Source organism: Terriglobia bacterium, from assembly GCA_020072845.1.
Taxonomy (GTDB): Bacteria; Acidobacteriota; Terriglobia; order Terriglobales; family Acidobacteriaceae; genus JAIQGF01.
Genome location: JAIQGF010000009.1, coordinates 220,189 through 245,326, shown reverse-complemented (window position 1 = coordinate 245,326; position 25,138 = coordinate 220,189). Strand labels below are relative to the sequence as shown.

General features: G+C 60.8%; 19 protein-coding genes and 1 pseudogene. 9 read left to right on the top strand and 11 right to left on the bottom strand.

The genetic code is table 11. The features are described from left to right. Positions 1 to 328: 328 nt before the first annotated feature. From LAN70_10200 to lepB, 6 genes and pseudogenes are all read right to left on the bottom strand, one after another. On the bottom strand, positions 329 to 1,423 hold the full coding sequence (locus LAN70_10200) for a DUF1028 domain-containing protein (GenBank protein ID MBZ5511526.1): 1,095 nt from the start codon (positions 1,421 to 1,423) through the stop codon (positions 329 to 331). Between the two features lie 103 nt (positions 1,424 to 1,526). After that, positions 1,527 to 4,814 (bottom strand): annotated as a pseudogene (gene carB / locus LAN70_10195) (carbamoyl-phosphate synthase large subunit). A gap of 6 nt (positions 4,815 to 4,820) precedes the next feature. Continuing rightward, the gene (locus LAN70_10190; protein MBZ5511525.1) at positions 4,821 to 6,137 is read right to left on the bottom strand and encodes a hypothetical protein; all 1,317 of its coding nucleotides are present in this window, start codon (positions 6,135 to 6,137) and stop codon (positions 4,821 to 4,823) included. Next, positions 6,138 to 7,271, bottom strand: coding sequence for a glutamine-hydrolyzing carbamoyl-phosphate synthase small subunit (gene carA / locus LAN70_10185; protein MBZ5511524.1), 1,134 nt, complete (start codon positions 7,269 to 7,271; stop codon positions 6,138 to 6,140). 126 nt (positions 7,272 to 7,397) lie between these two features. Then, complete coding sequence (locus LAN70_10180) at positions 7,398 to 8,015, bottom strand: nuclear transport factor 2 family protein (GenBank protein ID MBZ5511523.1); 618 nt, start codon at positions 8,013 to 8,015, stop codon at positions 7,398 to 7,400. A gap of 56 nt (positions 8,016 to 8,071) precedes the next feature. Next, positions 8,072 to 8,632, bottom strand: a complete 561-nt coding sequence (gene lepB, locus LAN70_10175; GenBank protein MBZ5511522.1) for a signal peptidase I — start codon at positions 8,630 to 8,632, stop codon at positions 8,072 to 8,074. Between the two features lie 174 nt (positions 8,633 to 8,806). Here lepB and LAN70_10170 point away from each other — a divergent pair, with 174 nt between their 5' ends. From LAN70_10170 to LAN70_10150, 5 genes are all read left to right on the top strand, one after another. Further along, on the top strand, positions 8,807 to 9,241 hold the full coding sequence (locus tag LAN70_10170; GenBank protein ID MBZ5511521.1) for a hypothetical protein: 435 nt from the start codon (positions 8,807 to 8,809) through the stop codon (positions 9,239 to 9,241). 213 nt (positions 9,242 to 9,454) lie between these two features. Continuing rightward, complete coding sequence (locus LAN70_10165; GenBank protein ID MBZ5511520.1) at positions 9,455 to 10,039, top strand: hypothetical protein; 585 nt, start codon at positions 9,455 to 9,457, stop codon at positions 10,037 to 10,039. A 6-nt stretch (positions 10,040 to 10,045) separates the two neighbouring features. Beyond that, positions 10,046 to 11,110, top strand: a complete 1,065-nt coding sequence (yvcK, locus tag LAN70_10160; protein ID MBZ5511519.1) for a uridine diphosphate-N-acetylglucosamine-binding protein YvcK — start codon at positions 10,046 to 10,048, stop codon at positions 11,108 to 11,110. A gap of 85 nt (positions 11,111 to 11,195) precedes the next feature. Further along, positions 11,196 to 11,774 (top strand): Zeta toxin family protein, encoded by a 579-nt coding sequence (locus LAN70_10155; GenBank protein MBZ5511518.1) that lies wholly within the window; start codon positions 11,196 to 11,198, stop codon positions 11,772 to 11,774. A gap of 5 nt (positions 11,775 to 11,779) precedes the next feature. Next, the gene (locus LAN70_10150; GenBank protein MBZ5511517.1) at positions 11,780 to 11,980 is read left to right on the top strand and encodes a hypothetical protein; all 201 of its coding nucleotides are present in this window, start codon (positions 11,780 to 11,782) and stop codon (positions 11,978 to 11,980) included. Between the two features lie 653 nt (positions 11,981 to 12,633). Here LAN70_10150 and LAN70_10145 read toward each other — a convergent pair. Continuing rightward, on the bottom strand, positions 12,634 to 13,386 hold the full coding sequence (locus tag LAN70_10145; GenBank protein ID MBZ5511516.1) for a hypothetical protein: 753 nt from the start codon (positions 13,384 to 13,386) through the stop codon (positions 12,634 to 12,636). Between the two features lie 386 nt (positions 13,387 to 13,772). On the opposite strand from LAN70_10145, the gene glmU reads away from it, so the two are divergent. Next, the gene (gene glmU, locus LAN70_10140; GenBank protein MBZ5511515.1) at positions 13,773 to 15,227 is read left to right on the top strand and encodes a bifunctional UDP-N-acetylglucosamine diphosphorylase/glucosamine-1-phosphate N-acetyltransferase GlmU; all 1,455 of its coding nucleotides are present in this window, start codon (positions 13,773 to 13,775) and stop codon (positions 15,225 to 15,227) included. Between the two features lie 212 nt (positions 15,228 to 15,439). Here glmU and amrS read toward each other — a convergent pair whose 3' ends face one another. The 3 genes from amrS to LAN70_10125 all read right to left on the bottom strand — a co-directional run bounded on the left by amrS (position 15,440) and on the right by LAN70_10125 (position 21,006). Continuing rightward, a complete protein-coding gene (gene amrS, locus LAN70_10135; GenBank protein MBZ5511514.1) occupies positions 15,440 to 16,399 on the bottom strand; it encodes an AmmeMemoRadiSam system radical SAM enzyme in 960 nt (319 codons plus the stop codon). Between the two features lie 216 nt (positions 16,400 to 16,615). Continuing rightward, the gene (locus LAN70_10130; GenBank protein ID MBZ5511513.1) at positions 16,616 to 17,140 is read right to left on the bottom strand and encodes an RNA polymerase sigma factor; all 525 of its coding nucleotides are present in this window, start codon (positions 17,138 to 17,140) and stop codon (positions 16,616 to 16,618) included. Positions 17,141 to 17,526: 386 nt separating this feature from the next. Continuing rightward, positions 17,527 to 21,006, bottom strand: coding sequence for a GAF domain-containing protein (locus tag LAN70_10125; protein MBZ5511512.1), 3,480 nt, complete (start codon positions 21,004 to 21,006; stop codon positions 17,527 to 17,529). Between the two features lie 170 nt (positions 21,007 to 21,176). Between LAN70_10125 and LAN70_10120 the strand changes: the two genes are divergently transcribed. The 3 genes from LAN70_10120 (at position 21,177) to LAN70_10110 (ending at position 24,065) form a co-directional block, all read left to right on the top strand. Next, entirely contained in the window at positions 21,177 to 22,274 is a 1,098-nt protein-coding gene (locus LAN70_10120) for a response regulator (protein ID MBZ5511511.1), read from the top strand. Between the two features lie 221 nt (positions 22,275 to 22,495). Then, positions 22,496 to 23,158, top strand: coding sequence for a hypothetical protein (locus LAN70_10115; GenBank protein ID MBZ5511510.1), 663 nt, complete (start codon positions 22,496 to 22,498; stop codon positions 23,156 to 23,158). Positions 23,159 to 23,342: 184 nt separating this feature from the next. Continuing rightward, a complete protein-coding gene (locus LAN70_10110; protein MBZ5511509.1) occupies positions 23,343 to 24,065 on the top strand; it encodes an SIMPL domain-containing protein in 723 nt (240 codons plus the stop codon). A 267-nt stretch (positions 24,066 to 24,332) separates the two neighbouring features. On the opposite strand, the gene LAN70_10105 is transcribed toward LAN70_10110, so the two are convergent. Further along, positions 24,333 to 24,944 carry a hypothetical protein gene (locus LAN70_10105; protein MBZ5511508.1) on the bottom strand — a complete coding sequence of 204 codons (612 nt, stop codon included), beginning with the start codon at positions 24,942 to 24,944 and terminating at the stop codon, positions 24,333 to 24,335. Positions 24,945 to 25,138: the final 194 nt, after the last annotated feature.

Genomic DNA, 25,138 nt, shown 5'->3' with positions numbered 1-25,138 from the left:
GTAGCCTTCCGCGATCTATTAGGACTTTTGTTTACGGCTTTGCTCCGCAAGTTCTTCGTTTGCGTCACAAGCGGACGAGAAAGCTTCCCTCTCTGCCCGGATGAACGCTTCTCCTCCGCCAAGCTCGGCAAATACGTCCCCCGCAATTCCGCGAAGCGAGAGAAATACATCGAGTTCCTCTGCGGGCTTCCTCCGTGATCTCAGATTCCTCTTCTTCTCTTTACTGCGTTCTGTCGTGTGCATAGGAGACCAAATGCCTCATTGCTGCGCAACAGTAATCGGCTGCTTGACCTTGTTCTGATCCGTGTTCATCCGTGGCGATCCGTGGTTAACGGTTTTGCTGCTGTACAATCCGCTCGATTAACGCGGGATCGTTCGGCAATAGGCCGCTGGCGGGCAGGCGCGGGGTCAGCTCCGCCCAGCTTTTTTGGATCGAAAAACATTTCTTGAACAGCGGCAGCGAGTCTTCCACGCGATTCATGTTCACCAGCGCCACGGCGTGCCAGTAGATCATCTCCGCCAACCGGCTGGGGAGGATGCCGGGCGTGTCAGACGCGATTTTTTCCGCCTCGGCGTACTCGCGTAGGGCGGCTTCGTTGTCCTTGTGCCCCACCGCCAGGTCGCCGGCATTCATGTGGTTGTAGGCGCGCTGCAGCACGACAAGGCGCCGCAACTCCTTCAGCGGTTCCGCAGCGTCGTCCACGCGCAGATCGAAAACGCGCCCTTCCCACGGCGCATTCTGCCGCTTCCCTTCCACCACGATCAGCGCGGCGGATTGCCTGCCACGAATGTCTCCGCCGACCGCCTGCGCCGCATCGAGCGCGGCGAGCATGCGGTCGGCGAGATCTCCCTTGGCTTCCTGGTAGGCCTTCGCCATGGCGGGCCAGACCTTGTCGTTCGACATGAGGTTGGCTTCGGTGGAGAAATCCCGGCCAAAACCCCAATGCGTCGTGCATGGCGACCCCTCGACTCTGTACACAGCCGGCGTAGTCGACCCGTTAACGACGTGGCCGGCCGCTTGAATGTCCTTGCACCCAGTCATCGCTGCAACACGACCCTGGGCATCGATCATGGCAACTTGTCGAACATCGTAGGCCTTATCAGCGTGCATCAGCGCTTGCAAGGCCTCTCGCGCGCTCTTTCCCGCGCGCATTAGGTCCAGCCCCAGCGGTCCGTAGCTCGGGTCAACGAACGACTGTGTCGCCACCGCGCCGACGCCCGCTTCCGCCCATGGCACAATCTGGCCGACGGAGAACCAATGCGACTGCACGGCGACACCGATCTGTCCGCTGGCGGGATCGCGGGCAACGATGGAGAAGGTGTGGACCGGACGGTGTGGCACAGCCGCCCTCGGCTGTGCGGACACAGTCTGCCCAAACGCGGAACCACAGAGAACAAAGAGAACACAGACAAGATTCTTCATTCGGAGCACCTAGGAGACAGCCGATTGTACTTGCGAGACAAGCCCTCGAAAAGGGTGATTCGCCTCCCTTTCCTCCGTGTCCTCTGTGGTTAAGCTCCCGGTTTCAGCGCACGGCCGCTCGTTGCGCGTGCAGGGCCTGGAGGGCGCGAACGCTGGTGTGGCCCTGTTGCAGGGCGGCGATGCCGTCGGCGGCGGCGCGCGCGGCGGCCAGGGTGGTGATGGTCTGGACGTGGTGGGTGACGGCGGCGCGGCGAATGGATTTTTCGTCGAACCAGGGCTCGGCGCCATGCGGCGTGTTGATGATGAGCTGGATGCGGTCGCCCTTGATCAGGTCCACGACGTTGGGGCGCCCTTCCTTGACTTTGTACACGCGCTCCACCGTCAACTTCGCTTCTTCCAGCACCCGCGCGGTGCCGCTGGTGGCAAACAACTTGAATCCGAGATCCACGAACCGCCTGGCGATGGGCACAGCCTGCGGCTTGTCACGATCGGTAACGCTGATGAACACCGCGCCGTGCGTGGGCAGGCGGTTGCCGGCGGCGATCTGCGCCTTGGCGAAGGCCTCGCCGAAATTGTCGGCGATGCCCATGACTTCGCCGGTGGATTTCATCTACGGGCCGAGCACGGTATCCACGCCGGGGAACTTGGACCACGGAAATACCGGCGACTTGACGTAGGAATAGGGCCCGGTGTCGAGGTCGGCGGCGCGCTCGATGTTGTCGGGCAGGAACTCGCGCAGCTTGCGGCCGGTCATCAGCCGCGAGGCGATCTTGGCCAGCGGCACGCCCGTTGCTTTCGACACATACGGCACGGTGCGCGAGGCGCGCGGGTTGACCTCGAGCACGAAAACTTTCGAGTCGCCGTCATGGCGCTGGATGGCGTACTGCACGTTCATCAATCCGATGACCTTGAGCGCGCGCGCCAGGCGGAAGGTGTACTCGCGCATGGTGGCGAGCACGTCCGCGGAAAGATCCACGGAAGGCAGCACGCAGGACGAATCGCCGCTGTGGATGCCCGCTTCCTCGATGTGCTGCATGATGCCGCCGATGACCACGTCTTCGCCGTCGGAGAGCGCGTCCACGTCCACCTCGACGGCGGCTTCCAGGAAGTGGTCAACCAGCACCGGGCGTTCCTGCGAGTACTCGACCGCTTCCTTCATGTACTTGATGACGGACTCGTCGTCGTAAGCAATCACCATGGCGCGCCCGCCGAGCACGTACGACGGCCGCACCAGCACCGGATAGCCGACTTTGTTCGCCCCCGCCACCGCTTCTTCGATGGAGGTTGCCATCGCGCCCGGCGGCTGCGGGATTTGCAGCTCGTCCAGCAATTTTCCGAAGCGCTTGCGGTCTTCCGCGAGATCGATGGACTCCGGCGAGGTCCCGATGATGGGGACACCCGCGGCTTTCAGCGGCAGCGCCAAGTTCAAAGGCGTCTGCCCGCCGAACTGCACGATCACGCCGATGGGCGCGCCGCTCTGCGCTTCGTGCTCATACACGGCCATGACGTCTTCGAGCGTGAGCGGCTCGAAGTAGAGGCGGTCGCTGGTGTCGTAGTCGGTGGAAACCGTTTCCGGGTTGCAGTTCACCATGATGGTTTCGTAACCGTCGTCGCGCAGCGCGAAGGCCGCATGGCAGCAGCAGTAATCGAATTCGATTCCCTGGCCGATGCGGTTCGGGCCGGCGCCGAGAATGATGACCTTCTTCTTCTCCGTCGGCGCGGCCTCGTCCTCGTCCTCGAATGTCGAGTACAGGTACGGCGTGTAGCTCTCAAACTCGGCGGCGCAGGTGTCCACGTGCTTGTACACGGGGAAGACGCCGCGTGATTTGCGCAGGTAGCGGATTTTCTCCGCCGCGCCGCGCCCGTTGGAAACGCGCCACGCGCTCGCCAGGCGGTTGTCGGAGATGCCGGCACGCTTGGCTTCGCGAATCACGCCCGTCGGCACAGATTCGATGGGGTGCTTCTCGACTTCAAGCTGCACGTCCGTGATTTCCTTGAGCTGGTAGAGGAACCACGGGTCAATCGAGGTCATCTTCGCCAGCTCTTTCACGGTGTGGCCCTGGCGCAGCGCGTAGCGCAGGTAGGAGAGGCGCTCGGGATGCGGCGTGACCAGGCGCTGGATCAGGATCTTGGGCTCAATGTCTTCGGTGCCGGGTTTCTTGCCGGTTTCCAGCGAACGCACCGCCTTGAGCAGCGCTTCCTTGAAGGTGCGCCCGATCGCCATCACCTCGCCGACCGACTTCATCTGCGGCCCCAGGCTTTCATCCGCGCCGGGAAATTTTTCGAACTGCCACTTGGGAATCTTGACGACCACGTAATCGAGCGTGGGTTCGAAGCAGGCGGGCGTCTTGCGCGTGATGTCGTTGGGAATCTCGTCGAGGGTGTAGCCGACGGCGAGCTTGGCGGCAATCTTGGCGATCGGGAAGCCGGTGGCTTTACTGGCCAAGGCCGAGGAGCGCGAGACGCGCGGGTTCATCTCGATCACCACCATGCGCCCGTTGCTCGGATTGACGGCGAACTGGATGTTTGAGCCGCCGGTTTCGACGCCGATCTCGCGGATGACGCGGATGGCAGCGTCGCGCATGCGCTGGTACTCGCGGTCGGTCAGAGTCTGCGCAGGCGCAACCGTGATGGAATCGCCGGTGTGCACGCCCATGGGATCGAAATTTTCGATTGAGCAGATGATGATGACGTTGTCGCGCAGGTCGCGCATGACCTCCAGCTCGAATTCCTTCCAGCCGAGGACGGATTCTTCGATCAGGACCTCATGCACGGGCGAGAGGTCGAGGCCGCGCGCCAGCAGGTCCACCAGCTCTTCGCGGTTGTAGGCGATGCCGCCGCCGGTGCCGCCGAGGGTGAACGATGGGCGCAGGATCACCGGGAAACCGATTTTGCCGGAAAATTCCAGGCCGTCGCGAAGATTGTTGACCAGCGCGGATTTCGGCACGTCGAGGCCGATGCGCGTCATGGCGTCCTTGAACATCAGGCGGTCTTCGGCCTTCTTGATGGCGGTAAGCTGCGCGCCGATGAGTTGGACGTTGTATTTCTCGAGCACCTGCGCGTCTGCCAATTCGACGGCGAGGTTCAGCGCGGTCTGGCCGCCGACCGTGGGCAACAAGGCGAAGCCGCGCCCGCCAGACAATTCGGACTCGACGCGGATGATTTCTTCCAGGTAGGGCCGAGTGAGCGGCTCGATGTAGGTGCGGTCGGCGATTTCGGGGTCGGTCATGATGGTCGCCGGGTTGGAGTTGGCGAGCACCACCTCGTAGCCTTCCGCCTTCAGCGCCTTGCAGGCCTGCGTGCCGGAATAATCGAACTCGGCGGACTGGCCAATGACGATCGGCCCGGAACCGATGATGAGGATCTTCGAGATGTCGGTGCGGCGTGGCATTTGAAATTACTGGTACACAGCAAGCAGGTGCTCGAGAAGTTTTTTCATGGCAGTGAAATCCGCATTCGCGAAATACTCCGGATCGCCGCAACGGCGCAGCTTTTCGGCATAGAGGTCTTGCAGACGGCGCTTGTCGCCGATCTCACCTTGGTACTTACGAATGGCATCCTTCGACGCAGTCCACCTAACTGGCACCAGCGCACCTCCTTGCGTCAGAACGTCCGCGCCAAAGTACAACTCAAGGCTGCATCCGGACCCATTCACGTTCATCAGAGTGATCGAACCACTGGGTCCAATCGTCGGGTACTTATCGCCGAGATCAATATCGGGATACTGCAGCACACGAATGTTTTCTGGCATGGTGGTCTTCGAAAGCCCTCGGAGTGCATCTTCGGCGGCTGCATCGTTGTCGAAGAGTGCGACGACGCGGTTGCTAATGCGAGCACCGACGAAAGCCTTAACTGTGTTCACGAGAGTACCTGCACTCCCTTGTGCATTGGATCCGAAAAAATCCATGAACGTGTAGTAATCAGCGAGCTGGGGATACAGCAGGCGCAAGGTTTTTTCGAGTGCCTGACTGTCGCTTGAACCCTCGGTCAGCACTATGATCGTGCCGCTTATGGGGAACTCGGAGAGAAGGGCCTGAACCGCATTGTCGGCAACTCGGTCGGCGACATCGTAGTACCCGCCACTGACCAGTTCGGAAATATCCTGAACTACTTGCTCAGCATCGTCGCAGCCTTCCAGGAACGTACGGACGAGATACCTGATGTCACTGCACGGATAATTGTAGATGAACCCGTCGTCCTCGCTTGTGAGCACATACCTGGCAGCTGCCGGTGCGTCAGGTGGAATCTTCACACGCGCTACTGGCGCAAGCAATTCAGGCCGGCTCTTTATGTATTGAAAGGCAGATACAAAATCAGCGAAACCCAGTGAATGCAGAACCTCCAACTGCTTTTGGGGGCGCTGGACGAGTTGAGGTACGGCGTCGTCTGGGTGCCGCTCGCCGGAATCAGTTTCCCACTTTTGGTAGTCGAGGACCTCCTCTTCGAGGGCAGCAATGGCGTCCAACTTCTCCGCTTCAAAGTCCTGTCGCGTGTTTCTGAGCGAGAAGCCCATTATGTCGAGTCGCTGCTTAGCGATTTTCGCCGATGTCACGTAACGACACTCACCGGGAACCAAGTCGCCCACTTCATCTTCGCGCTCCGGGACGACGACCTTGTCGGATTCCCGGAATACAGTCATGAGTACAGGAACAACCTCGCTCTTGTTGGAGATCAGGTTATAACACGCGATCCGAAACTCGGAATACGACCCCATTTAGCGTCCCTTCCACTCCTCCATCATCGCCACGAAATCGTTGAACAGGTAGTGCGAATCGTGCGGGCCGGGCGAGGCTTCGGGGTGGTACTGCACCGAGAACAGCGGCAGGTTGCGGTGGCGCAGGCCCTCCAGCGTGTTGTCGTTCAGGTCCATGTGCGTCAACTCGACTTCGCTCATAGGCAGCGAATCTGGATCGACGGCGAAGTTGTGGTTGTGCGCCGTGATCTCCACCTTGCCGCTCTGCAACTGCTTCACCGGATGATTCCCGCCGTGGTGGCCGAACTTCAGCTTGTAGGTCTTGCCGCCGAGGGCGAGTCCTACCAACTGGTGACCCAAACAAATTCCAAATATCGGAACACGACCCATCAGCCGCCGGATATTTTCCTGGGCGTAGGTGCAGGGCTCGGGATCGCCGGGGCCGTTGGAGAGAAAGACGCCGTCGGGCTTGAGCGCCAACACGTCTTCGGCGTTGGTTTCTGCGGGCACGACGGTGACGCGGCAGCAGCCGCTCACCAGCTTGCGCAGGATATTGTGCTTGATGCCGAAGTCGTAAGCGACAACGTGGTGCTGCGGCTCGGCGTCCTTCACCCCGACAACTTCGGTGGGCTCGATGGAGCGCTCGCCAGTGTCCCAAATGTAGCGCTGCTTGGTGGAAACCACCTTCGCCAGGTCGGTGCCGTCCATCTTGGGGATGGAGCGGGCCTTGGCGATCAGCTTGTCCACGTCGGTTTCGATGGTGGAGATGACGCCGCGCATGACGCCATGGTCGCGCAGGTGGCGGACCAGGGCGCGCGTGTCAATGTCAGCCAGCACCGGGATGCGGTAGCGCTCCAAGTATTCGTCGGCAACCTGCTGCGAGCGCCAGTTGGAGCTGATGCGCGAGAACTCGCGCACGATCAGGCCCTCGATATAGGGGCGAGTGGCCTCGTTGTCGTCGTCGTTGGTGCCGTAGTTGCCGATCTCGGGATTGGTGAGCACCACGATCTGGCCGGCGTAAGAGGGGTCGGTGAAAATTTCCTGGTAGCCGGTGATGGAAGTATTAAAAACGACTTCGCCGTAACATTCGCCCTGCGCACCGAAGCCTTTGCCCTTGAAGATCCTGCCATCTTCCAGGGCCAAAATCGCCTGCATTAGCTCTCCGGGGAGTGGATTTTCGCAAGTTTAGCAGGTTTGCGGCGTAACGGGGGTTGTGAAATTGCAGCTTATCTCAACACCGAGACACAGAGATCACCGAGGATCACCGAGCGCGAAAAGTTTTCAATGCTTGTCCGGGGCGCCGCCGTCGGCAATCACCTTCCAGCTCCCGTCCGACTGTTTTTTCCAGATCGTCAGGTACGAGCCGTGGCGCACCACCTTGTTGCCCTTGCCGTCTTTGGCGTGCAATTCGTAACGCCCCGTGGTGTACCCCGTGTCGCCGGAGCGAAACATTTCAGCGCGTGTGGGCTGCCAGGAAAGGACGAAGTCCGGGTTGGCGAAGGCAGACTGGTAAAAGGCGCGGATGGCGTCCTTGCCGACCACCGGCTTGTCGGAGAACAGCACGGCGTCGTCTGCCATGTAAGCCATCCAGCCTTCGAGGCGTTTCACCGCAGTGTCGCGGGCAAAGGCGCGGTCGGCCTTCAGGAGAAGCTGTTGCCCCGACAGCTTGGCGGGAGCTTTTGCTTGCGGCTGCGGCTTCGCAGAGGTTTGCGCGGTGGCGAATAGGGTGAGTGCAAGTAGAGCGAGGAGCACGCGTTTCATGGCGTCGGAGCGTACCTGAACGATTGCCGATTGTCGAATGGCAATTTTAGCCACAAAGGGCACAGAGGAAGCAAAAAGCAAAATCATTTTTGATTGCAGATTGTCGATTGCCGATTTTTCAGCGGTCCGGTCTTGCAATCGACAATCGGCAATGTTTCTGCCGGTCCTTCCTCTGTGCCCTCTGTGGCTAAAATCTATTTCACCACTCCCATGCGATCCACGGGCCAGTAGCCGAAGACGGCTTTGCCGTAGATATCGCGGCGGCTGACCGGGCCAAAGTCGCGGCTGTCGCTGGACGAGCTGCGGTGGTCGCCGAGCAGGTAATAGGAGCCGCGCGGGACCGCGGTGTCAGATACCGAGCGGTCGTCGGCGAATTCGGCGGGTACGTAAGGCTCGCGCAGCCGGCGCCCGTTGACGTACACCTGGCCGTCTTCGATGCGGACGCTGTCACCGGGAACGGCAATCACGCGCTTGATGTAACTCTTGGAGGGATCGCGGGGATAGCGAAACACCACCACATCGCCGCGCTCGATGGGCTCGAAGTTATACACGAACTTGTTGATGAAGATGCGCTCCTGGTCGTCGAGGCCGGGGAGCATGCTGGTGCCCTCCACCTTCACCGGCTGGTAGAGGAAGACGATGATGAAGGCAGAGATGATGAGCGATACGAACAGGTCGCGCCCCCACATCAGCAGCGAGAGCGTGCTTCGGGCGGGCCGGCCGCTGCGCACCACGGATTGAGAAGATGGTTCCATGCTCCTGGTAAGTCTATACGGAGTGCTGCCGGAGAGGAAAAGTTGCACGAAAACCGCCCTTAAGCTCTTAGCTCTTGGCTCTTAGCTCTTCTGACAAACCAATGCGGATTAGAGGCTTGAAGCCGGTGCGCGATTTCGAGCATCTGAAGTACAATTCTGAGCGAGGATGGTGCGATGAAACGAGTTTGGTCCCTCCCCTTGGTCGCCCTGATAGCCATGGCGATGTTCGCGCAAGGCGATGTTCCGGCGCATCACACGGCCCCGCCCGCCAAGGGCGCCAAGCTGCCGCCGATCCTGCCCGCTCCCGAACGCTGGGGACCGAGTTTCAAGTACCCGGTTCAGGTCCGCGCCTACGAGGTGGCGGAGAAGATCCCCAATGTCCTCTACCAGCAGCCGTGTTATTGCCATTGCGACCGCTCGGTCGGTCACACCAGCCTGCATAGCTGCTTCGAATCCACCCATGCCGCCCATTGCGATGCCTGCATGAAAGAGGCTTTCTACGCCTACGGGATGAGCCGGCAAAACAAGACGCCGGCGCAAATCCGTGACGGCATCATCCGCGGCGAGTGGGAGAGAATTGACCTGGAAACGGCGGCTTCCATCCGGTAGTGGCCGGTCGCAAATGTCGAGGCCAGCGGCTAGTGGCCGGAGCGAGTTGACGCGCACCGCCTTTTCTCGTATATAAACCTGCTCTCTTGGCTTAGCCTTTTCCACAGGCTATACCATAGCGGTCCACGTCGGCAGTTGCGCAGGTGCAACTCGATGAAGAAAAAACCCGCAGCTAAGGTTAAGCGTTCTTCCCCTAACCTCAAGAAGAAGAACGTGAAATCGACTAAGGGTGGGCGCGTTGTCAAGATGAGTATCCCGGTCCAGGCGAAAACCTCGCCCATGGCCGATCCACGTTTTGCACAGGCTGTGGAAAACTACCAGGTCGCCCTGAAGGCCATGCAGGAGCATAAATTCGAGAAGGCCAAGGCCCTGTTTCAGAAGGTCATGGCCTCCGGCCCCCGGGAACTGGCCGACCGCACCGCGGTGCATTTGAACACCTGCAATCAGCGCATGGCGCGCAACGCGACCACCTTCAAGACCCCGGAGGAACATTACGACTATTCCGTGTCGCTGATGAATATCGGGGACTACGTTGGGGCGCGCGAGCACCTGGAAAAAATTCTCAAGCAGAATTCCAAGGCCGACTATGCGGTGTACGGGCTGTCGGTGCTGAATTGCCTCACCGGACATTTTGAAGATTCGCTGCGCGGGCTGGCGGAGGCCATCCGCCTCAATCCCGGCAACCGTTTCCAGGCGCGCAACGACTCCGATTTTCAGAACCTCGCCGACGACCCCCGTTTCACCGAATTGATCTATCCTGAGGTGGACGAAGCTCCCCAAGGAAACGGGCGGCGCTAGGTAGTGATGAAGACCCCGGCCACGAGAACAACTTCCGCACGCAACCGCGAGTTGAAGGTGGTCGCCATCGGCGGCGGAACCGGCCTTTCCACCCTGCTCAAAGGACTGCGCGAGTACGTCCAGCGTCCCGGCCAACCGCGGCGGGGCACCGCGATCACGGAGTTGACCGCGGTGGTCACGGTCACCGACGACGGCGGCTCCAGCGGGCGGTTGCGCAAGGAATTCAACATCCTGCCGCCGGGCGACATCCGCAACTGCATCGTGGCACTTTCGGAGGACCAGGCGCTGCTCTCGCGTCTGTTCCAGTACAGGTTCCACGGCGAATCGGCGCTGGACGGACACAGCTTCGGCAACCTGTTCCTGGCGGCGCTGGCCGGGGTCACCGGCGACTTCGCCGAGGCGGTCAGAGTTTCGTCGGCCATTCTGACCACCCGCGGACACATTTTCCCTGCCACCACCTCGAATGTTGAACTGGAAGCCGTCATGGACGATGGCTCGCGCGTGCAAGGTGAGACCAGCATCACGCGCAGCCAGAAGCGCATTGTCCGCCTGGAACTGGTGCCCGCTGACGTCAAGCCGATGCCGCAAACCCTGGACGCGCTGGCGCAGGCCGACGTGATCAGCATCGGGCCGGGCTCGTTGTTCACCAGCCTGATTCCCAACGTGCTGGTCCACGGGATTCCGGAAGCGATCACCCATTCGCGCGCGGTGAAGATCTTCGTCTGCAACCTGATGACGCAGGCCAACGAAAGCCTGGGGCTGTCGGCGGCCGAGCACGTTCGCGCTATCTACCATCACGCCGGGTGCGCCATCTTCGATTACGCGCTCGTGAACCGCACGTCGGCGTCACGCGCGATGAAAGCCAAGTACGCGCTGGAAGGGGCTTCACAAATCCACGTCGACGCCGAGGAGTTGGAGAAGCTCGGGGTGCGGCCCATCTTTGGCGATTACCTGTTCGAGGAATACGGCGTCGCCCGGCACGCCTACCACACCATCGCGGCAGACCTTCTGCAAGTGGGAACGCGCAAGCGGAAGGGTACGGCGGCCAGAACGCGCATAGTCAGGCTTTAGGCCAACGCTTTCATGGCGGGACAGGCAGACCCGCGAACGTGTTTCGCGCACCGAGTAGCATTGGATTGCAGTCTGGAAAACCGCTGTGAGTTTCAACGTTTACATCATCGCTGGTCCAAACGGTGCCGGCAAGACGACCTTCGCGCGCGAATTCCTACCGCTCTATGCCAACTGCAGGAACTTCGTCAATGCCGATCTGATCGCCGAGGGCGTGTCGCCGTTTTCGCCGGAGGCAGCGGCGTTCCGGGCCGGGCGGCTGATGCTCGGCGAGATCGAGTTGCTGGCCACGCGGTCCGTAGACCTTGGTTTTGAGACGACGCTCTCAGGCCGAACCCATCTCAACCTGATCCGTGATCTCAAGAAGCGTCGCTACGCTGCGCATTTGTTCTTTTTGTGGGTGCCTACAGTTGAACTGGCGTTGTCAAGAGTGAGAGGCCGCGTGATGAAGGGCGGTCATGATGTGCCGGCGGCAGTCGTTCGCCGGCGATTCGAGCGCTCCATGAGGAATTTCTTCCAGCACTATCGAGTCCTGGCCGACTCCTGGATTCTGTTTGACAACTCGGGCGCCGCACCAGACATCATCGCGCTTGAGAAGCGGGGAAAGCTCCGTATAATGCGGAAGGAGCTTTACCGCGACCTGATTTCGCGTTACGAAGGAAGGTGAGTAACTTGCCTCACAACGTCTTGGCACTGCCGCTCGAACAGCGTGCGCTATTGGCATTGAAGGCGGCGGTCAAGAAGGCCATTGCCGAACGCACCCGCGAGGGTCTGCCGGTTTACATCTGGTCCGGGGGCAAAGTCGTCGAACTGTCGGCCACGACTTTGCGCGCCCGCTCACGGCGCACCTCCAAACGCCCAGGTCGCGCCTGAAAAGCGCGCTAGTCTCTTGGTCCATTCGCAGTCCACTAACCGTTCCGTCGCCCGGCACGCCTACCACACCATCGCGGCGGACCTTCTGCGACTGGTGACACGCAAGCGGGCAGGTAAGGCGGCCGGAAAGCGCAAGGTCAAGAGGGTAAATCGCGCATCAATTCGGGTACAGGCGGGAAACTCGGCTTCCCATTTCGCTAAGTTACTGGCAGTGAGTCGTTTACGCGGACCCAGCGCCTAGAGACACTTGTCGCGGGGGACGGAACTCTCCCCCTTAAAGAGTCAACATGTGCTTACAGGGAAATATTCCGCTTGGATTTCCGGGAATTATTCAGAGACCGCCACCGCTTATACTCACTCCACGCCAGACGGGCCACTAGGCTGACCGTGCAGAATGTTAGGCAAAGGGCGATGGCGATTTGCTCAAAGTCTCTGATGATCTTCAACACTTGAGCCATGGGTTGGGTTGCGTTGAGCAGAAGAAGAGCCGCCGAACCTGACTTCCCGGCAGCTACTCGGATGATTTTCTACCAGACCAAAGCAAAGGGCACACCATGTGGTGTGCCCTTCTCTGCTTCTTCTCACTATCTACACAAGCAATCAGCTTGTTTGGGGACATTTTTCCGGAAATTTATTTTCCCAATGGCGAAAACTCATTCTGAACGCGAATGAGGGGGGATCCGATAGCCGCCACCGCAGCCTGTGCTGTCATCGATCGACTCCGATTGGCGCTCTTCCCAGGCACGATCCTCAAATTCGGGTGAGGCCTCAACGCGCCCACGGGAACGACGACGCAATGACGTCCTCAGCGCGTCCGGCGGTCCCTTTCGGCTCGCTCGCCTCCACGCTGCCTGTCTTCGCTTCCGCTCTGAACCGCAGACGTCAGATAAGAATTCCTCCCGGGTTAGCCCCAGAGCCTTGGCGCACAGCACCTCACGTACCCCCACGTCTTGGATCTGGGCCAAGGCTTCGTTCGCTGCAGGAATTTCGTCAGGTCTTAGAAGCGCCGCCTGCTCGCGGATCTCTGTCCAAATCTTGCCCATGCGTCGGTCATCGAGCGAAACCGCAACTAATTGGCCTGCAGGAGATGCCGCAGCAAGTGCCGCATCTTCTGCGCTGGCGCTTTGCGGGGCATCCGGCGAAAGCAACTCCGAAAATGCAACTTGCCGACCGTGGGGCCGCCGGCGACCATCCGTATCAAATGGATCTTCCACGTCGCGCGCCAGGCGCGATACATTAGTCTTTAGATACCACGTCGGGGCGGTCGAGGTTCGCCATCTGCCGGCCTGCACCACAGTGACGAGTGCTTCAATGGCAGCGCCATCAATGCCCAGATCCCGTGCCAGGCCGAACCATTCCGCCTCATTTCCCTTCAACGCCAGAGTCAGGAATGGCCGCAGGCGCACACGCAGTGCTGCATTCTTGGCGGAATTGACGTTTCCCTTCAGCCGGCGTCTTCCGATCGGTGAACTGCTGCACCCCGCGCACCAAAACGTTGCTCCCGGCGACAATTCTTGTTGGACTGTGAGTGCTCGCCCGCAACCCGCACATTGAAGCTCCGGCATTACCTAGACGCGCCTCCTAGCCACGCGACGTGACAACCCTCTAGTTGATCAGATTATGCCCGACACTACCTCAGCGGCAAAGACCAAATGGAATCGCTTCGGCGACTCGGAAACCATTGTTCGCTTCCTCTGCCCTTGTCGGTCAAACGGCTAACAATTGAACTTGAGGCAGAACTTCGGCCAATTCCCCACTCCTAAATCCAATCGCTCGCGATAAGATGGGTGCCATGGTTTCGCGCAAGCAATCTTCCCGCAAGCCGCAAGCCGCGCCGCGCTTCGCCATCGCCATCATGGCCGCTGGCAAGGGCACGCGGCTGAAGTCCAGGCATCCCAAGGTCCTCCACCAGATCGGCGGACGGCCTCTGCTGCACTACGTGGTGGAGGCGGCCAAGGCAGTGCTGCCGGCGCAGGATATTTTCGTCATCATCGGGCACGAGGCGGAACGCGTGCGCGAATCCATGGCGGGCACCGGCGTGCAGTTCGTGTTGCAGGCGGAACAGCTTGGCACCGGGCACGCGATCATGTCGGCGCGCCAGGCGCTGGCCGGGTACGACGACGTGCTGGTGCTCTCCGGCGACGTTCCCCTGCTCCGCCCCGAGACCATTGCCGGAATCCTCGACTTTCACCGCAAGAATAAAGCGGCCATGACCATTCTGACCGCCGACTTCCCTGACCCGACCGGCTACGGACGCATTGTCCGCAAGAAAAAGGCGGGGCGCTCGGTGGACGAGGTCGAAGCCATTGTCGAGCAGAAGAAGCTCACGCCGCAGCAGCAAAAGATCCGCGAATCCAATTCCGGGATCTACGCCTTCGCCACCCAGCCGCTGTTCGAGCACCTCGACGAATTGCGTACCGACAATCCGCATCGCGAGTATTACCTGACCGATACCGCCGGTATTCTGGCCGGCAAGCGTGCCAAGGTGCTGGCGAAAAAGGCCGCCGATCAGCATGAAGTCGCGGGGGCAAACAACCGCGCGGAATTGGCGCAATTGGACGCCGAGATACGGGCGCGCAAGTGCGCCCAGCTTATGGCCGCGGGCGTGACCATTTTCCGGCCGGAAACTTGCGTGATTGATGCCGAGGTCGAGGTCGGAGCCGACACCATCATCGAACCCTTCGTGCACCTGTTGGGGCGCACGCGGATCGGGTCGGACTGCCGCATTCAGTCCTTCACCGCCATCAAATCGTGTGAAATCGCCGACGACACGCTGGTGCAGTACGGATGCGTGCTGGAGCAATCCCGGATCGGGCCGGAAGTGAGCCTGGGGCCATACTCGCATCTGCGCCCCGGCAACGAGGTCGGCCCGCAGGCGCACATTGGGAATTTCGTCGAGCTGAAGAAAACGAAAATGGGCCGGGGCTCGAAGGCGAACCACCTCACCTACCTGGGCGATTCGATCATCGGTGAAAAGGTGAATGTGGGCGCCGGCACCATCACCTGCAACTACGATGGAGTGAAGAAGCACGTCACCGTCATCGAAGACGGCGCCTTTATCGGCAGCGACAGCACGCTGGTGGCGCCGGTAAGAATCGGACGCAATGCCTACGTTGGCGCCGCGGCCTGCATCACCGACGATGTGCCCGAGGACTCCCTCGCCATCGCGCGCTCGCGCCAGGTCAACAAGGATGGCTGGGTCAAGGCCAAGCGCGAGGCGATGGCGGCGGCAAAAACAAGAACTTAACCACAGAGGGCACAGAGGAACGCAGAGGAAATTAAAGCGGAAAACTCAGCTTGCAGAACAAACTTTGAGCGGATGCAGCTCCAGGCCGGCAACCTATGTTCGACGACCCGTTTACCTCTGTGAACCTCTGTGTCCTCTGTGGTTAATTCCCCGGATCACTGCGCGCTCGCGGGATGTAGATGCCCCGCTCCTCTGCGGCGCTCGGCTTCAGCCTAGTGCCAGGAGCGGCGGATGATGGCGCGCTTGCAGCCGGGGCAGATGGTGTTGCCGCCTTCCGACCAGATGTTCCCTTCGTAAACAAATTTCAAGCCCATTTCGAAGGCGATGGCGCGGGCGCGGTGCAGCGTTTCCGGTGGCGTCGGCGGCTTGTCCTGGAGCTTGAAGTCGGGGTGGAAGGCGGTGAAGTGCAGCGGGACATCATCGCCGAGATTGTTGAGCACCCAGTCGCAGAGTTGGCGGAACTCGCTGTCGCCGTCGTTCAGCGTGGGAATGATTAGATTGGTGATCTCAAACCAGACGTCGGTTTCGTGCCGCAGCCACTTCAGCGTATCCAGCACCGGCTGCAAGTGCGTGAGCGTGATCTTGGAATAGAAATTCTCGGTGAAGGCTTTCAGGTCAATGTTGGCGGCGTCAATGTGCTGGTAAACGTCGAAGAAGGCCTCGCGAGTGATGTAGCCGTTGGACACCATGACGGTGTTGATGCCTTGTTCATGCGCGATTCTCGCGATGTCAATGACGTACTCGCCCCAGATGGTCGGCTCGTTGTAGGTGAAGGCGATGGACGGCGCGCCGTGCTGGAGCGTCAGCTCCACCACCTGCTCGGGGCTGAGGCTGGTGGAGTTGACCTGGTCGGCCTTGGCCTTGGAGATGTCCCAGTTCTGACAGAAAAAGCAGCCCATGTTGCAGCCGGCGGTTCCCATGGAGAGGATCTTCGTGCCGGGGAAAAAGTGGTTGAGCGGTTTCTTTTCCACCGGGTCCATCTGCAGCGCCGCTGGACGCCCGTAGCCGAGCTGCACCAGCCGCCCGTCTTCATTCTTGCGTATGAAGCAGAAACCGGTCTGCCCCTCGCCGATGTGGCAATGCCGCGGACACAGGTAGCAGTGCAGGCGCCCGTCGGGCATGGTTTCCCACCAGCGAGCGGGATGGTGGGCGGTATTGAGGACGGGGAGCATGACGACTGGTTGTATTTTAGCGCCAGCGCGAGCGTGTGTTTCTGATTTGTAATTTGAAATTTGTAATTTGTAATTTGTAACTCGTCCAAGACTTTGGGCGCCCTCAGCCAGTTGAAAATTGCAAATTACAAATTTCAGATTACCAATTGAAAAAGCCCCTCTTTCGAGGGGCCAGGTTGCAGAGAGGAGATGGAAAAAAAGCTGCTGAGCGTGCTGCTAACGGAGCATCTTTGCCAGCAGGTTGCGCATGCGGAGCCGCGCCTGATGCAGCCCGTTCCGCGATTCGTCCTCGCTGACACCCAGCGTGCGGACGATACGCGCGTGGTCGTAGCCTTCCACGTCGTGGAGGAGGAAAATCATGCGCTCGGTGGGGGGCAACTGGACGACGGCGCGCTCCAGGTGAACGCGCAAGGTATTCTGGCGCACGCTGGGCGCTTCGCAGCAGATGCCTTCGTCCACGGTCAGCACCCCGATCGGCATCTGCTCGCGCAACTCGGTAATCAGCGCGCCATCCAGCGCTTCCGCCGTGGGCTCGGAGCTGTGGACGAAGCCGCGGCAGAAGGTCAGCCGCATCAGTTCTTCAGCCGCCAGTTCGTTGTCGGTCATCCAGAATGCCAGGGCGTAAATGCGGTGCCGGTTCTCTTGAAACACGGCTTGAAACTTTTCCGCTCGTTCCGGGGCGACCGCGCGTAAGAGTGTGGCGTACCCTGAAATTTTTACCTGCTGAAAGATGTTTGCCATGTCGTCCCCCACCGCTAAGTCCTTCGGAATGTCGCTTCTGATCTCTTTGTTCGCCATCATGGGGTGATTGACTGCATTTGCCAAACCACTTCAGGTACTTGCATAACCGCCACGATTAAAGCAACCCCGATACCCAAGCTAAACACGGCTCGGCGGAAGAAGTTATCGCCATGGCACAAATCGTTACATTGCAACGCGAACCGGAGCATCGGCTGTGCAAGAAACTATTCTCGCGGGGGTACCCGTAGCAGCAACAAATCGGGCCCACAGGTAGAACATCGGTGCCAACAGTTGGCACCGCAAGACACCCATTGAGGACGGAGCGCGTAATTCTTATCCAGGAGACTCGCGGCGCGGGCGCAAGCCAGGCTACGCTGACCGCGGCGTCAGTTGGCGGCCGCTTTCTCCGTTCGCGATAACAGCGACCGGGTAGCCGCAATCAGGTCAGCCACTTGGAATGGCTTCACGATACACGGCACGCTTCCCTGTTGGCAGAACGAGCCGGTTTCGCTCTCTCGGATGTCGGAGATGGTGAAAATGATGTTTTTCTCCGCCCCAGGCAGGTTGGCCGCCACCCAGCGGTAAAGGTCTATTCCCGTCCATCCGCCCGGCATAGTGGAATCCACCAGCATGGCGTCAAACTTTTCTTGCTGCAGGCGCTGGATGGCCTGCTCGCCGGAGGAGACCGCCACCACCTGCGCCCCCGCGCCGGCCAGCGCTTCGCGTTCGAATTCCAGCACCGCCTCTTCGTCGTCCACCAGCAAGACGCGCCCGCTCAACGGCGGTTCGTGCCGTGACGCCTCCGCGGGCGTATCCACCGGAACGGATGCGCATGCCGGCAACTGGATCCGAAACAGCGCGCCGCCCTCCGGGGAGTTGAGGGCGACTATATCGCCCCCGTGTTCCTTGACGATTCCGTAGCAGATGCTCAGCCCCAGGCCGGTCCCCTTGCCCACACCCTTGGTGGTGTAGAAGGGGTCAAAAACCTTCTTGGGCTCGCGGATGCCCGGGCCGGAGTCGCGGAACTCGATGCACACGTGCCCGTTCTGTGCGTAGCTCTTGACCGAGAGTGTGCCTCCCTGCTCGTGCTCCAGCATGGCGTCCACCGCGTTGTTGATCACGTTCAGGAACACCTGCTCCATCTGATGGGCATCGGCGATCACCGCCGGCAGTGCCGGCGCGACATCGCAGGTGACCTTGATGTTGCGGAGGTTGAAATCGAAATCGCGCAACGCCAGGGTGTCGTCCAGCACCTGCCGGATGTCCACCTGTTTCTTTTCCGGCTTGCGCTGGCGCGCGAACGACAGCAGGTTCTGCACCAGCCTTTGGGTGCGTTGCGCCTGCTTGAACAATTTGCCGACGAAGTCACGCGCCCGCTCGCCCAAACCTTCGTTCTCCAGAAGCTGCGCGTATCCCAGGATCGCGGTCAGCGGGTTGTTGATCTCATGCGCCACGCCCGAGATCAACTGCCCAATGGCCGACATCTTCTCACTCTGCAGCAGTTGTTCCTGGGTGCGCCGCAGGTTCTCATAAGCGCGGCAAGTCTCTTCGTACAGGCGGACCTTCTCGATGGTGGTCGCCAACTGGCGGGCGATGGCCACCATCAGGTGCTGATCGGTTTCGCCGAACCGGCGTTCTTCGCGGCTGCCGATACCGAGCACGCCCACCGCGACGTCGTTGGTCCGCATGATGACCCAAATCCAGCGCCGCAAGCCCTCGCTGCGAACGTACTCGCGAATGACCTCCGGCATCTGGTCCGCTTCTTCTTCGGTCACCACTTCAACCCTGGTGTCGCGGATGCGCTGCAGGAACTCGGGCGGCAGCGCTATGTCGGCGTTGGCCGAAGGCGCCCGCTGCCCGTACCCGGCCCGGCAATGCAGGACGTTGGAATTGTCCATCAGGTACGCGGCGCCGCTGTGCGCCGCGAAAACATCCACCACGTGGCGCAGCGCGGTATTCAGGATCTCGTCCAGGTCGAAGGACTGCGCCGTGATCACCGCGATGGCGTTGAGCGCGTGCAGTTCGCGGTTGCGCCTCCGGATCGCGTCCTCGGCGCGCCGCTTCTCCGTGACATCCAGCAGGAACCCCTGGTAGCAGTCAATGTTCCCCGCAGCATCGCGGGTGGCAAAGCTGTTTTCCAGGGCGTGCAGGATGGTGCCGTCCTTCCGCCGCAGGTCGACCTCGTAATTGCGGACAAAGCCGCGCTCGTTCATGAGGGCGCAGAATGTCTCGCGCTGCTCCTGCGATTCATACATATCGCGCGCGATGTCGAGCGCCAGCACCTCTTCGCGACGCTCGTAGCCAAGCATGCTGGCGAACGCATGGTTGCACTCGAGGATGCGGCCTTGCGGCGTGGAAACAAACACCCCCTCCTGCACCTGCTCGAACAGCAGCCGGTAACGTTCCTCCGCCGCACGGCGTTCGGTGGTGTCCCGGATGACGTGAATTGTCCCGCGATACGCGCCTCCCTCGGTGAAGGTGGACGTGGACACGATCGAGTACCCGCCGAAGCACGGGTCAGCGCCTTCGCCGAAGTTGGCGCGCGCGTGTTCGCAATAGGGGCACTGCTGCCATTTCACGCCCGCGCCCGGCAGCACCTGGTCACACTGATGAAACACCACGTCCGCGATGGCCACTCCGAGGCGCTGCACCACCGCGCGGTTCAACTTCAGGATGCGGAAGTCGGAGTCGTGCACCAGGACCATATCCTCGATCGAGTCGAAGGTGCTGATCCATTGCCGGTGCGAGCGGATGATCTCTTCCAGCAGCCGCAGGTTCTCCACCGCGATGCCGACCTGGTGCCCGGTCGCGGTCAGGAAATCCAGTTCGTCGGGCGGATACGACCGGTTTCTCGCCTGTCCCAGGTTGATCGTACCGATCACCGCGGTCTTGCCCAGGATCGGCACCAGCAGGATGTGGTCAAAGCCCTCTTCCCGCACCAGGCGCCGGTTATCTTCCTCCAGGGAGGCGGCGCGCAGGATGGTGGGAACGCCTTGCTGCGCGACCCGGGCGCCGTCGGCGGTGCGAACATCCAGGGCTGAACGCTCGCGGATGTACTGTTCCGACAAACCGATGTGGCGCGTCAGCACCAACTGGTTGCCATCCAGAATCCGGAACCACGCCGCGCGCGCTCCCGTCAATTTCTTCAGTTGCTCGAGCGCGGTCAGCACCATCGAGCCGTGTTCCTGCGCGCCTGCCATGGCGCCGGAAATCACGTTGACCGCGCCCAGCCGGTCGGTCCGCTGCTTGGAATCGTCCAGCACTATCACCAGCATGCTCAGCCCCAGCAGCAGCTCGATCACCATGTCAATGCCGGCGAGGAAGTGGGGGCTGGTGGTGTCCTGGTCCATGTGGAGCAGGAGCAGCATGGCGATCAGCACCCACGGCCCGACCTGGCGGCGCCCGCGGCTGAAGATCCCCAACTGCACTCCGCCGCCCACTGCCATCAGCGCGCATACGCCGCGAACCACCGCCACCAGCAATGACGATCCCGGCCACCACAGCGCTCGCGCCACCGCCAAGCTGGTAGCGGCCACGCCCGCGACCGCCAGCGGCATGACGTACTTCAGCGTCCTGGTGTAGTAGAGGATGGCGGCCACGAACAGGGCAATCGCGCACCCATACGCACCCTGCGAAACCGCGATCAGCCAGGCCGGCGGCGTGATCAGCGAAGAGCTGGCGGTGGAAACCCGGTACACCAGGTAGAACGACCATCCCAGGATCCACGCCAGCAGGTAGCGTTCGCGAAAGGTGCGGAAGACCAGAAAGCCGGCGGCCAGCAGGATCAAGACACCGGAGCAGTCGGCCAGCAGCTCGATGGCAGGGCCGCCGCGGTCCCAAACCGTACTCAGCGTTGCCTGGTTCATGCGCTGGATTGGCGCGTGTGCGTGCGCATCTACAGTGGCTCTCTCGAGCGTTGTATAGCATGGAATCGGCGCCCGACGTTGCGCATTTTGGTACCGCCGCCGGTGTCTTTCAAGGCACGGTCGGCAGTCCTGTGGGGTACAATGCGCCGACCAGCTCTCACGGAAAAATCATGCCCGCCGACCGAATCCTCATTGTCGACGACGAGGAAGCAATCCGCGAAATTGTGCACTCCATGCTCTCGATGGCGGGCTATCGCTGCCACCAGGCCAGTTCGGGCGTCGAGGCCCTCGCCGTTCTGGAGTCCGGTGAGCAGTTCGAACTCATGCTGTCGGACCTGATGATGGGCGAGATGGACGGCATCGCCCTGCTGGAGCGCACCAAGGAAAAATATCCCGATATGCCGGTGGTAATGGTCACCGCCGTCCACGATATTTCCGTCGCCCTGGCCGCCATCCGCAACGGCGCCTACGATTACCTGCTGAAGCCTTTCGAGCGCGAGCAACTGCTGGCCATTAGCCGGCGCGCGCTGGAAAACCGCCGCCTCAAGGTCGAGAACCGCGCTTACCAGACCGACCTGGAGGCGCTGGTCACGGCTCGCACCGAGCAGTTGCGCCAGACCATGGTGGACCTGGAGCGCTCCTACGACATCACCTTGGAAGCACTGGGCGACGCGCTCGACTTGAAAGACGCTGAAACCGAGGGCCACTCCAAGCGCGTCACCGCCTTCACCATCGCCATGGCACGCGCCATGAGCCTGGCGGGAGAAAAGATCCGCGTCATCGCCCGCGGCGCCTTCCTGCACGACATCGGCAAGATGGCCATCCCGGATTCCATCCTGCGCAAGCCCGGCGCCTTGACCCAGGAAGAAATCGCCATCATGCAGGAGCACTGTTATCGCGGCTACCAGATGCTGCGCAAGATTCCCTTTCTCACCGAGGCGGCCGAGATCGTCTATTCGCACCAGGAAAAATGGGACGGCACCGGCTATCCGCGAGGGCTCAAGGGCAACGAGATTCCGCTGGGGGCACGCCTGTTTTCCATCGCCGACACGCTGGATGCCATCATGTCCGACCGGCCGTACCGCGCGGCGCAGCCCTTCTCCGCCGCTCGCGACGAGATTGTCCGCTGGTCGGGCCGGCAGTTCGATCCCGAAGTCGTCAAGGTCTTTCTCACCATCCCCGAATCCATCTGGCACGATCTGCGCAAGGAAATTGACCAGCAGATTTACCGCTTCACTTATTCCCAGAAGATGGCGATCAAAGCTTAGGTCGTAGCTGGCAGTTAGGGGCTAGCAGCTAGGGTCGACGTGATTTCCATTCCCTAGCTGGCAGCCTCCAGCCGCTAGCCCCTACCCTCTTGAGTTCAGTACCCGTTTTTCTTCCCCGCGGGGCGCATCCCGGGCGGATTTTCGGGGTTTCTACGAGCAACACCCAGCCGTGCTGCCCCTTGCAACGGGACACGGGCTGCGAACTCAACTTGAGGGATCTTATGAAACGGCTTGTACTTGGGACTTTCCTTCTGCTTGCGGCGGCGCCGCTCTGGGCGCAGTACCAGAGCTCCAACCAGGGTTACGGCAACAATCCGCCTTCGAATACGCCGTACGCGAACAGCGCGATTCCCGAGGGAACGCGGTTCGTGGTCCGGCTCAACGACACTCTCGACACCTCCAGGCTGAAACCGGGCAAGAGGTTCACCGCCAAGCTGGCTGAGGATCTCACCGCGCCTGACGGCTCCACAATTCCCTTTGGCAATAAGATCCACGGGCACGTCAGCTCCATCAACCGCGGCTTGCACGGCAGCATCCTGCTCAGCTTTGATGAGATCGAAACCCGCCATGGCTGGCGTCCCTTGGCAGCCACCGTCAGCGATGTTCCCGGCGAGCACGGCGCCAAGTCGACCGGCGAAGAGGGCGAGGTTCAGAAGACCGGCACCAGCGGCAGGCGAATCGCAGAAGACGCGGTTGTCGGCGCGGCCGTCGGCGCTACCGCCGGAGCTATTGCCGCCGGCGCGCACGGCGCCATCATCGGCGCGGCTGCCGGAGGCGCTTTCGGGGGCGGCACGGGCGTGCTTACCGACCGCGACCTGAGGCTCAACAAAGGCCAGCAACTCGAATTGCGCCTCGACCGCCCGTTGCAGATTCCCGCGGAGTGATGGTCTAGGCCGCTCGCGCGAGTTGCTGCAACGCGCTGCTTCACCCTGAGATTCTGGTGCCCCACATCTGCCTGCAGTTGGCCGATGTGGGTCCTTGTATCCTCACGGCCGCCCTCACCGTGAATTTTTGCAAGCCCGAGTCCATCCTGCGTTCTATCATCGACATGCTTGCGAAGGAACCCCCATGAGAACGGTATCGCTTTTTCTCGCGCTTGTATTGCTGGCGTGCGCCACCGCCGCGCAGAACACCCCCACCGTCACCGCGCAGATGAACACGGTGTACGTCAGCGCCGACGGCAAGTTCGAATCGGCGCCCGACACCGCGCTCATCCAGTTCAACATCTCCGCCCAGGAAAATTCGCCGCGCGCCGCCTACGATCGCGCCGCCCAGGAAACCGAGCAGCTTCGGCAGATCATGCGGAGCAACGGCGTGGATCCGAAGTCGGCGGAGATCGGATTCTTCTCGCTGCAGCCGGTGTACGACTATAAAGACGCCAAGCGTCGCGTCGTCGGCTACCGCGTCAGCAGCAGCGTCAGTTTGAAGCTCAAGGATTTCGCCAAGGTAGGGCTGATCGTGCAGCAACTCGGCGCCCAGGAATTCAATGAGAACGTCAACCTCGGCTACACCCTCGAGGACATTGACGCGGCCAAGATGCGCGCCGTCGAAGACGCCTTCCAGCGCGCCCGCGCCGAGGCCGCCACCGTCGCCAAGGCCGGAAATCGCGCGCTGGGAGAGTTGAGCTACGCCTCGGTCGATACCATTGAGACGATCCGCCCCTTGAGTGCCCCCATGCCACTCCGCGCCATGGCCGCGCAGGCACAGCCGGTCGCCGCCCCCACGGAAGAATTTTCCGCCCACAAGGTCACTATCACGGCGCGGGTGAGTGCGGTGTTTTCTCTCAAGTAAGAAGTAAGAGTCAGAAGTGAAAACAAAAGCTGCGCGACCACGCACCCAACTTGGTGATCTCTACCTCTTACTTCTTACTTCTGACTTCTTACCCTGCATTTTCCGAGAGCGTCAACGCCCGGCAGTCCTCCTCCTCGAACATTCCCGTGTACTCACGAACGACGATCTGCCACGCGAGCCCATCCTGAGCGCATGTCAGCCCTAACAACGAAGATTGCACGCGCAATTACCGCAGTGGTGCCTAGCCAGGCTTCTGCTGAAATCTACTCACCTGAAAGTAATAATCGCATTAGTAGAAGCCCGCTGCGTATGCTTGGCTGCGTCACGCCCGACAGTAATGGGTGTTGATGCGCCTGCTCCGACCTGCCACGAAAGAACCTTCGCTGTACTGGGGACGGCATATAGAAGACCGATGCTGACAGTCTTCCTTTTGATCTCCAATATTGACTCTCCCTCTTTAATAAAGGCAGCTAACTCGAGCCTGCTGTCTGATCCAACTTGACCAATGGCCCGACGCGATTCTTCAGCATTTGTGAAAAGATCAAAGAGTGTCGCGTCACCTATCGCCATGGCTGGACAAAGCTCTGAGTTTTCAGCCAGCACCTTGAGGCTTGCCACTGGTAACTGGAAGTCAATAACCGGGACCGTGACCTCAATACTCAAGTAAAGCCACTTTTTTCCTTTAGGCAGCACGTCCTCGGGGAAAACGCCTTGCCCGCGCCGGATAGCCGGGGAATCAGGCATCGTTGCATGGATAACTTTTGCTTGAAAACCAGATTCTTTGGTTACCTCTGGCCATGTGCCCTGAGCTTGTCCGAAGCAAGTTCCAATCAGCAAGCTAATAGCGGCCGTCGCACACAAAGTATGAGGGATTCGCATCTCTTTCTCCTTGTCCGCAGACAATTTGGCCCAGCGCCGCCTAACGACTGCGCTCACCCGCACGGGACGCTCATGATCCACCCGGCGTCCCCGGCTGCAAGCGGCTTGCTGGGTAGCCTATTTCAAGCGTGAGGCCGACCGAAGACTGCTTGGTTTGGCAGCGTAACATTGCCCGCATCAAGTGTGTTGTTTGC

Coding starts and splice junctions, on each gene's coding strand:
- LAN70_10200 (MBZ5511526.1), bottom strand. CDS start 1,423: ATGAAGAATCTTGTCTGTGTTCTCTTTGTTCTCTGTGGTTCCGCGTTT.
- LAN70_10190 (MBZ5511525.1), bottom strand. CDS start 6,137: ATGGGGTCGTATTCCGAGTTTCGGATCGCGTGTTATAACCTGATCTCC.
- carA (MBZ5511524.1), bottom strand. CDS start 7,271: ATGCAGGCGATTTTGGCCCTGGAAGATGGCAGGATCTTCAAGGGCAAA.
- lepB (MBZ5511522.1), bottom strand. CDS start 8,632: ATGGAACCATCTTCTCAATCCGTGGTGCGCAGCGGCCGGCCCGCCCGA.
- LAN70_10170 (MBZ5511521.1), top strand. CDS start 8,807: ATGAAACGAGTTTGGTCCCTCCCCTTGGTCGCCCTGATAGCCATGGCG.
- yvcK (MBZ5511519.1), top strand. CDS start 10,046: ATGAAGACCCCGGCCACGAGAACAACTTCCGCACGCAACCGCGAGTTG.
- glmU (MBZ5511515.1), top strand. CDS start 13,773: ATGGTTTCGCGCAAGCAATCTTCCCGCAAGCCGCAAGCCGCGCCGCGC.
- amrS (MBZ5511514.1), bottom strand. CDS start 16,399: ATGCTCCCCGTCCTCAATACCGCCCACCATCCCGCTCGCTGGTGGGAA.
- LAN70_10130 (MBZ5511513.1), bottom strand. CDS start 17,140: ATGGCAAACATCTTTCAGCAGGTAAAAATTTCAGGGTACGCCACACTC.
- LAN70_10125 (MBZ5511512.1), bottom strand. CDS start 21,006: ATGAACCAGGCAACGCTGAGTACGGTTTGGGACCGCGGCGGCCCTGCC.
- LAN70_10120 (MBZ5511511.1), top strand. CDS start 21,177: ATGCCCGCCGACCGAATCCTCATTGTCGACGACGAGGAAGCAATCCGC.
- LAN70_10115 (MBZ5511510.1), top strand. CDS start 22,496: ATGAAACGGCTTGTACTTGGGACTTTCCTTCTGCTTGCGGCGGCGCCG.
- LAN70_10110 (MBZ5511509.1), top strand. CDS start 23,343: ATGAGAACGGTATCGCTTTTTCTCGCGCTTGTATTGCTGGCGTGCGCC.
- LAN70_10105 (MBZ5511508.1), bottom strand. CDS start 24,944: ATGCGAATCCCTCATACTTTGTGTGCGACGGCCGCTATTAGCTTGCTG.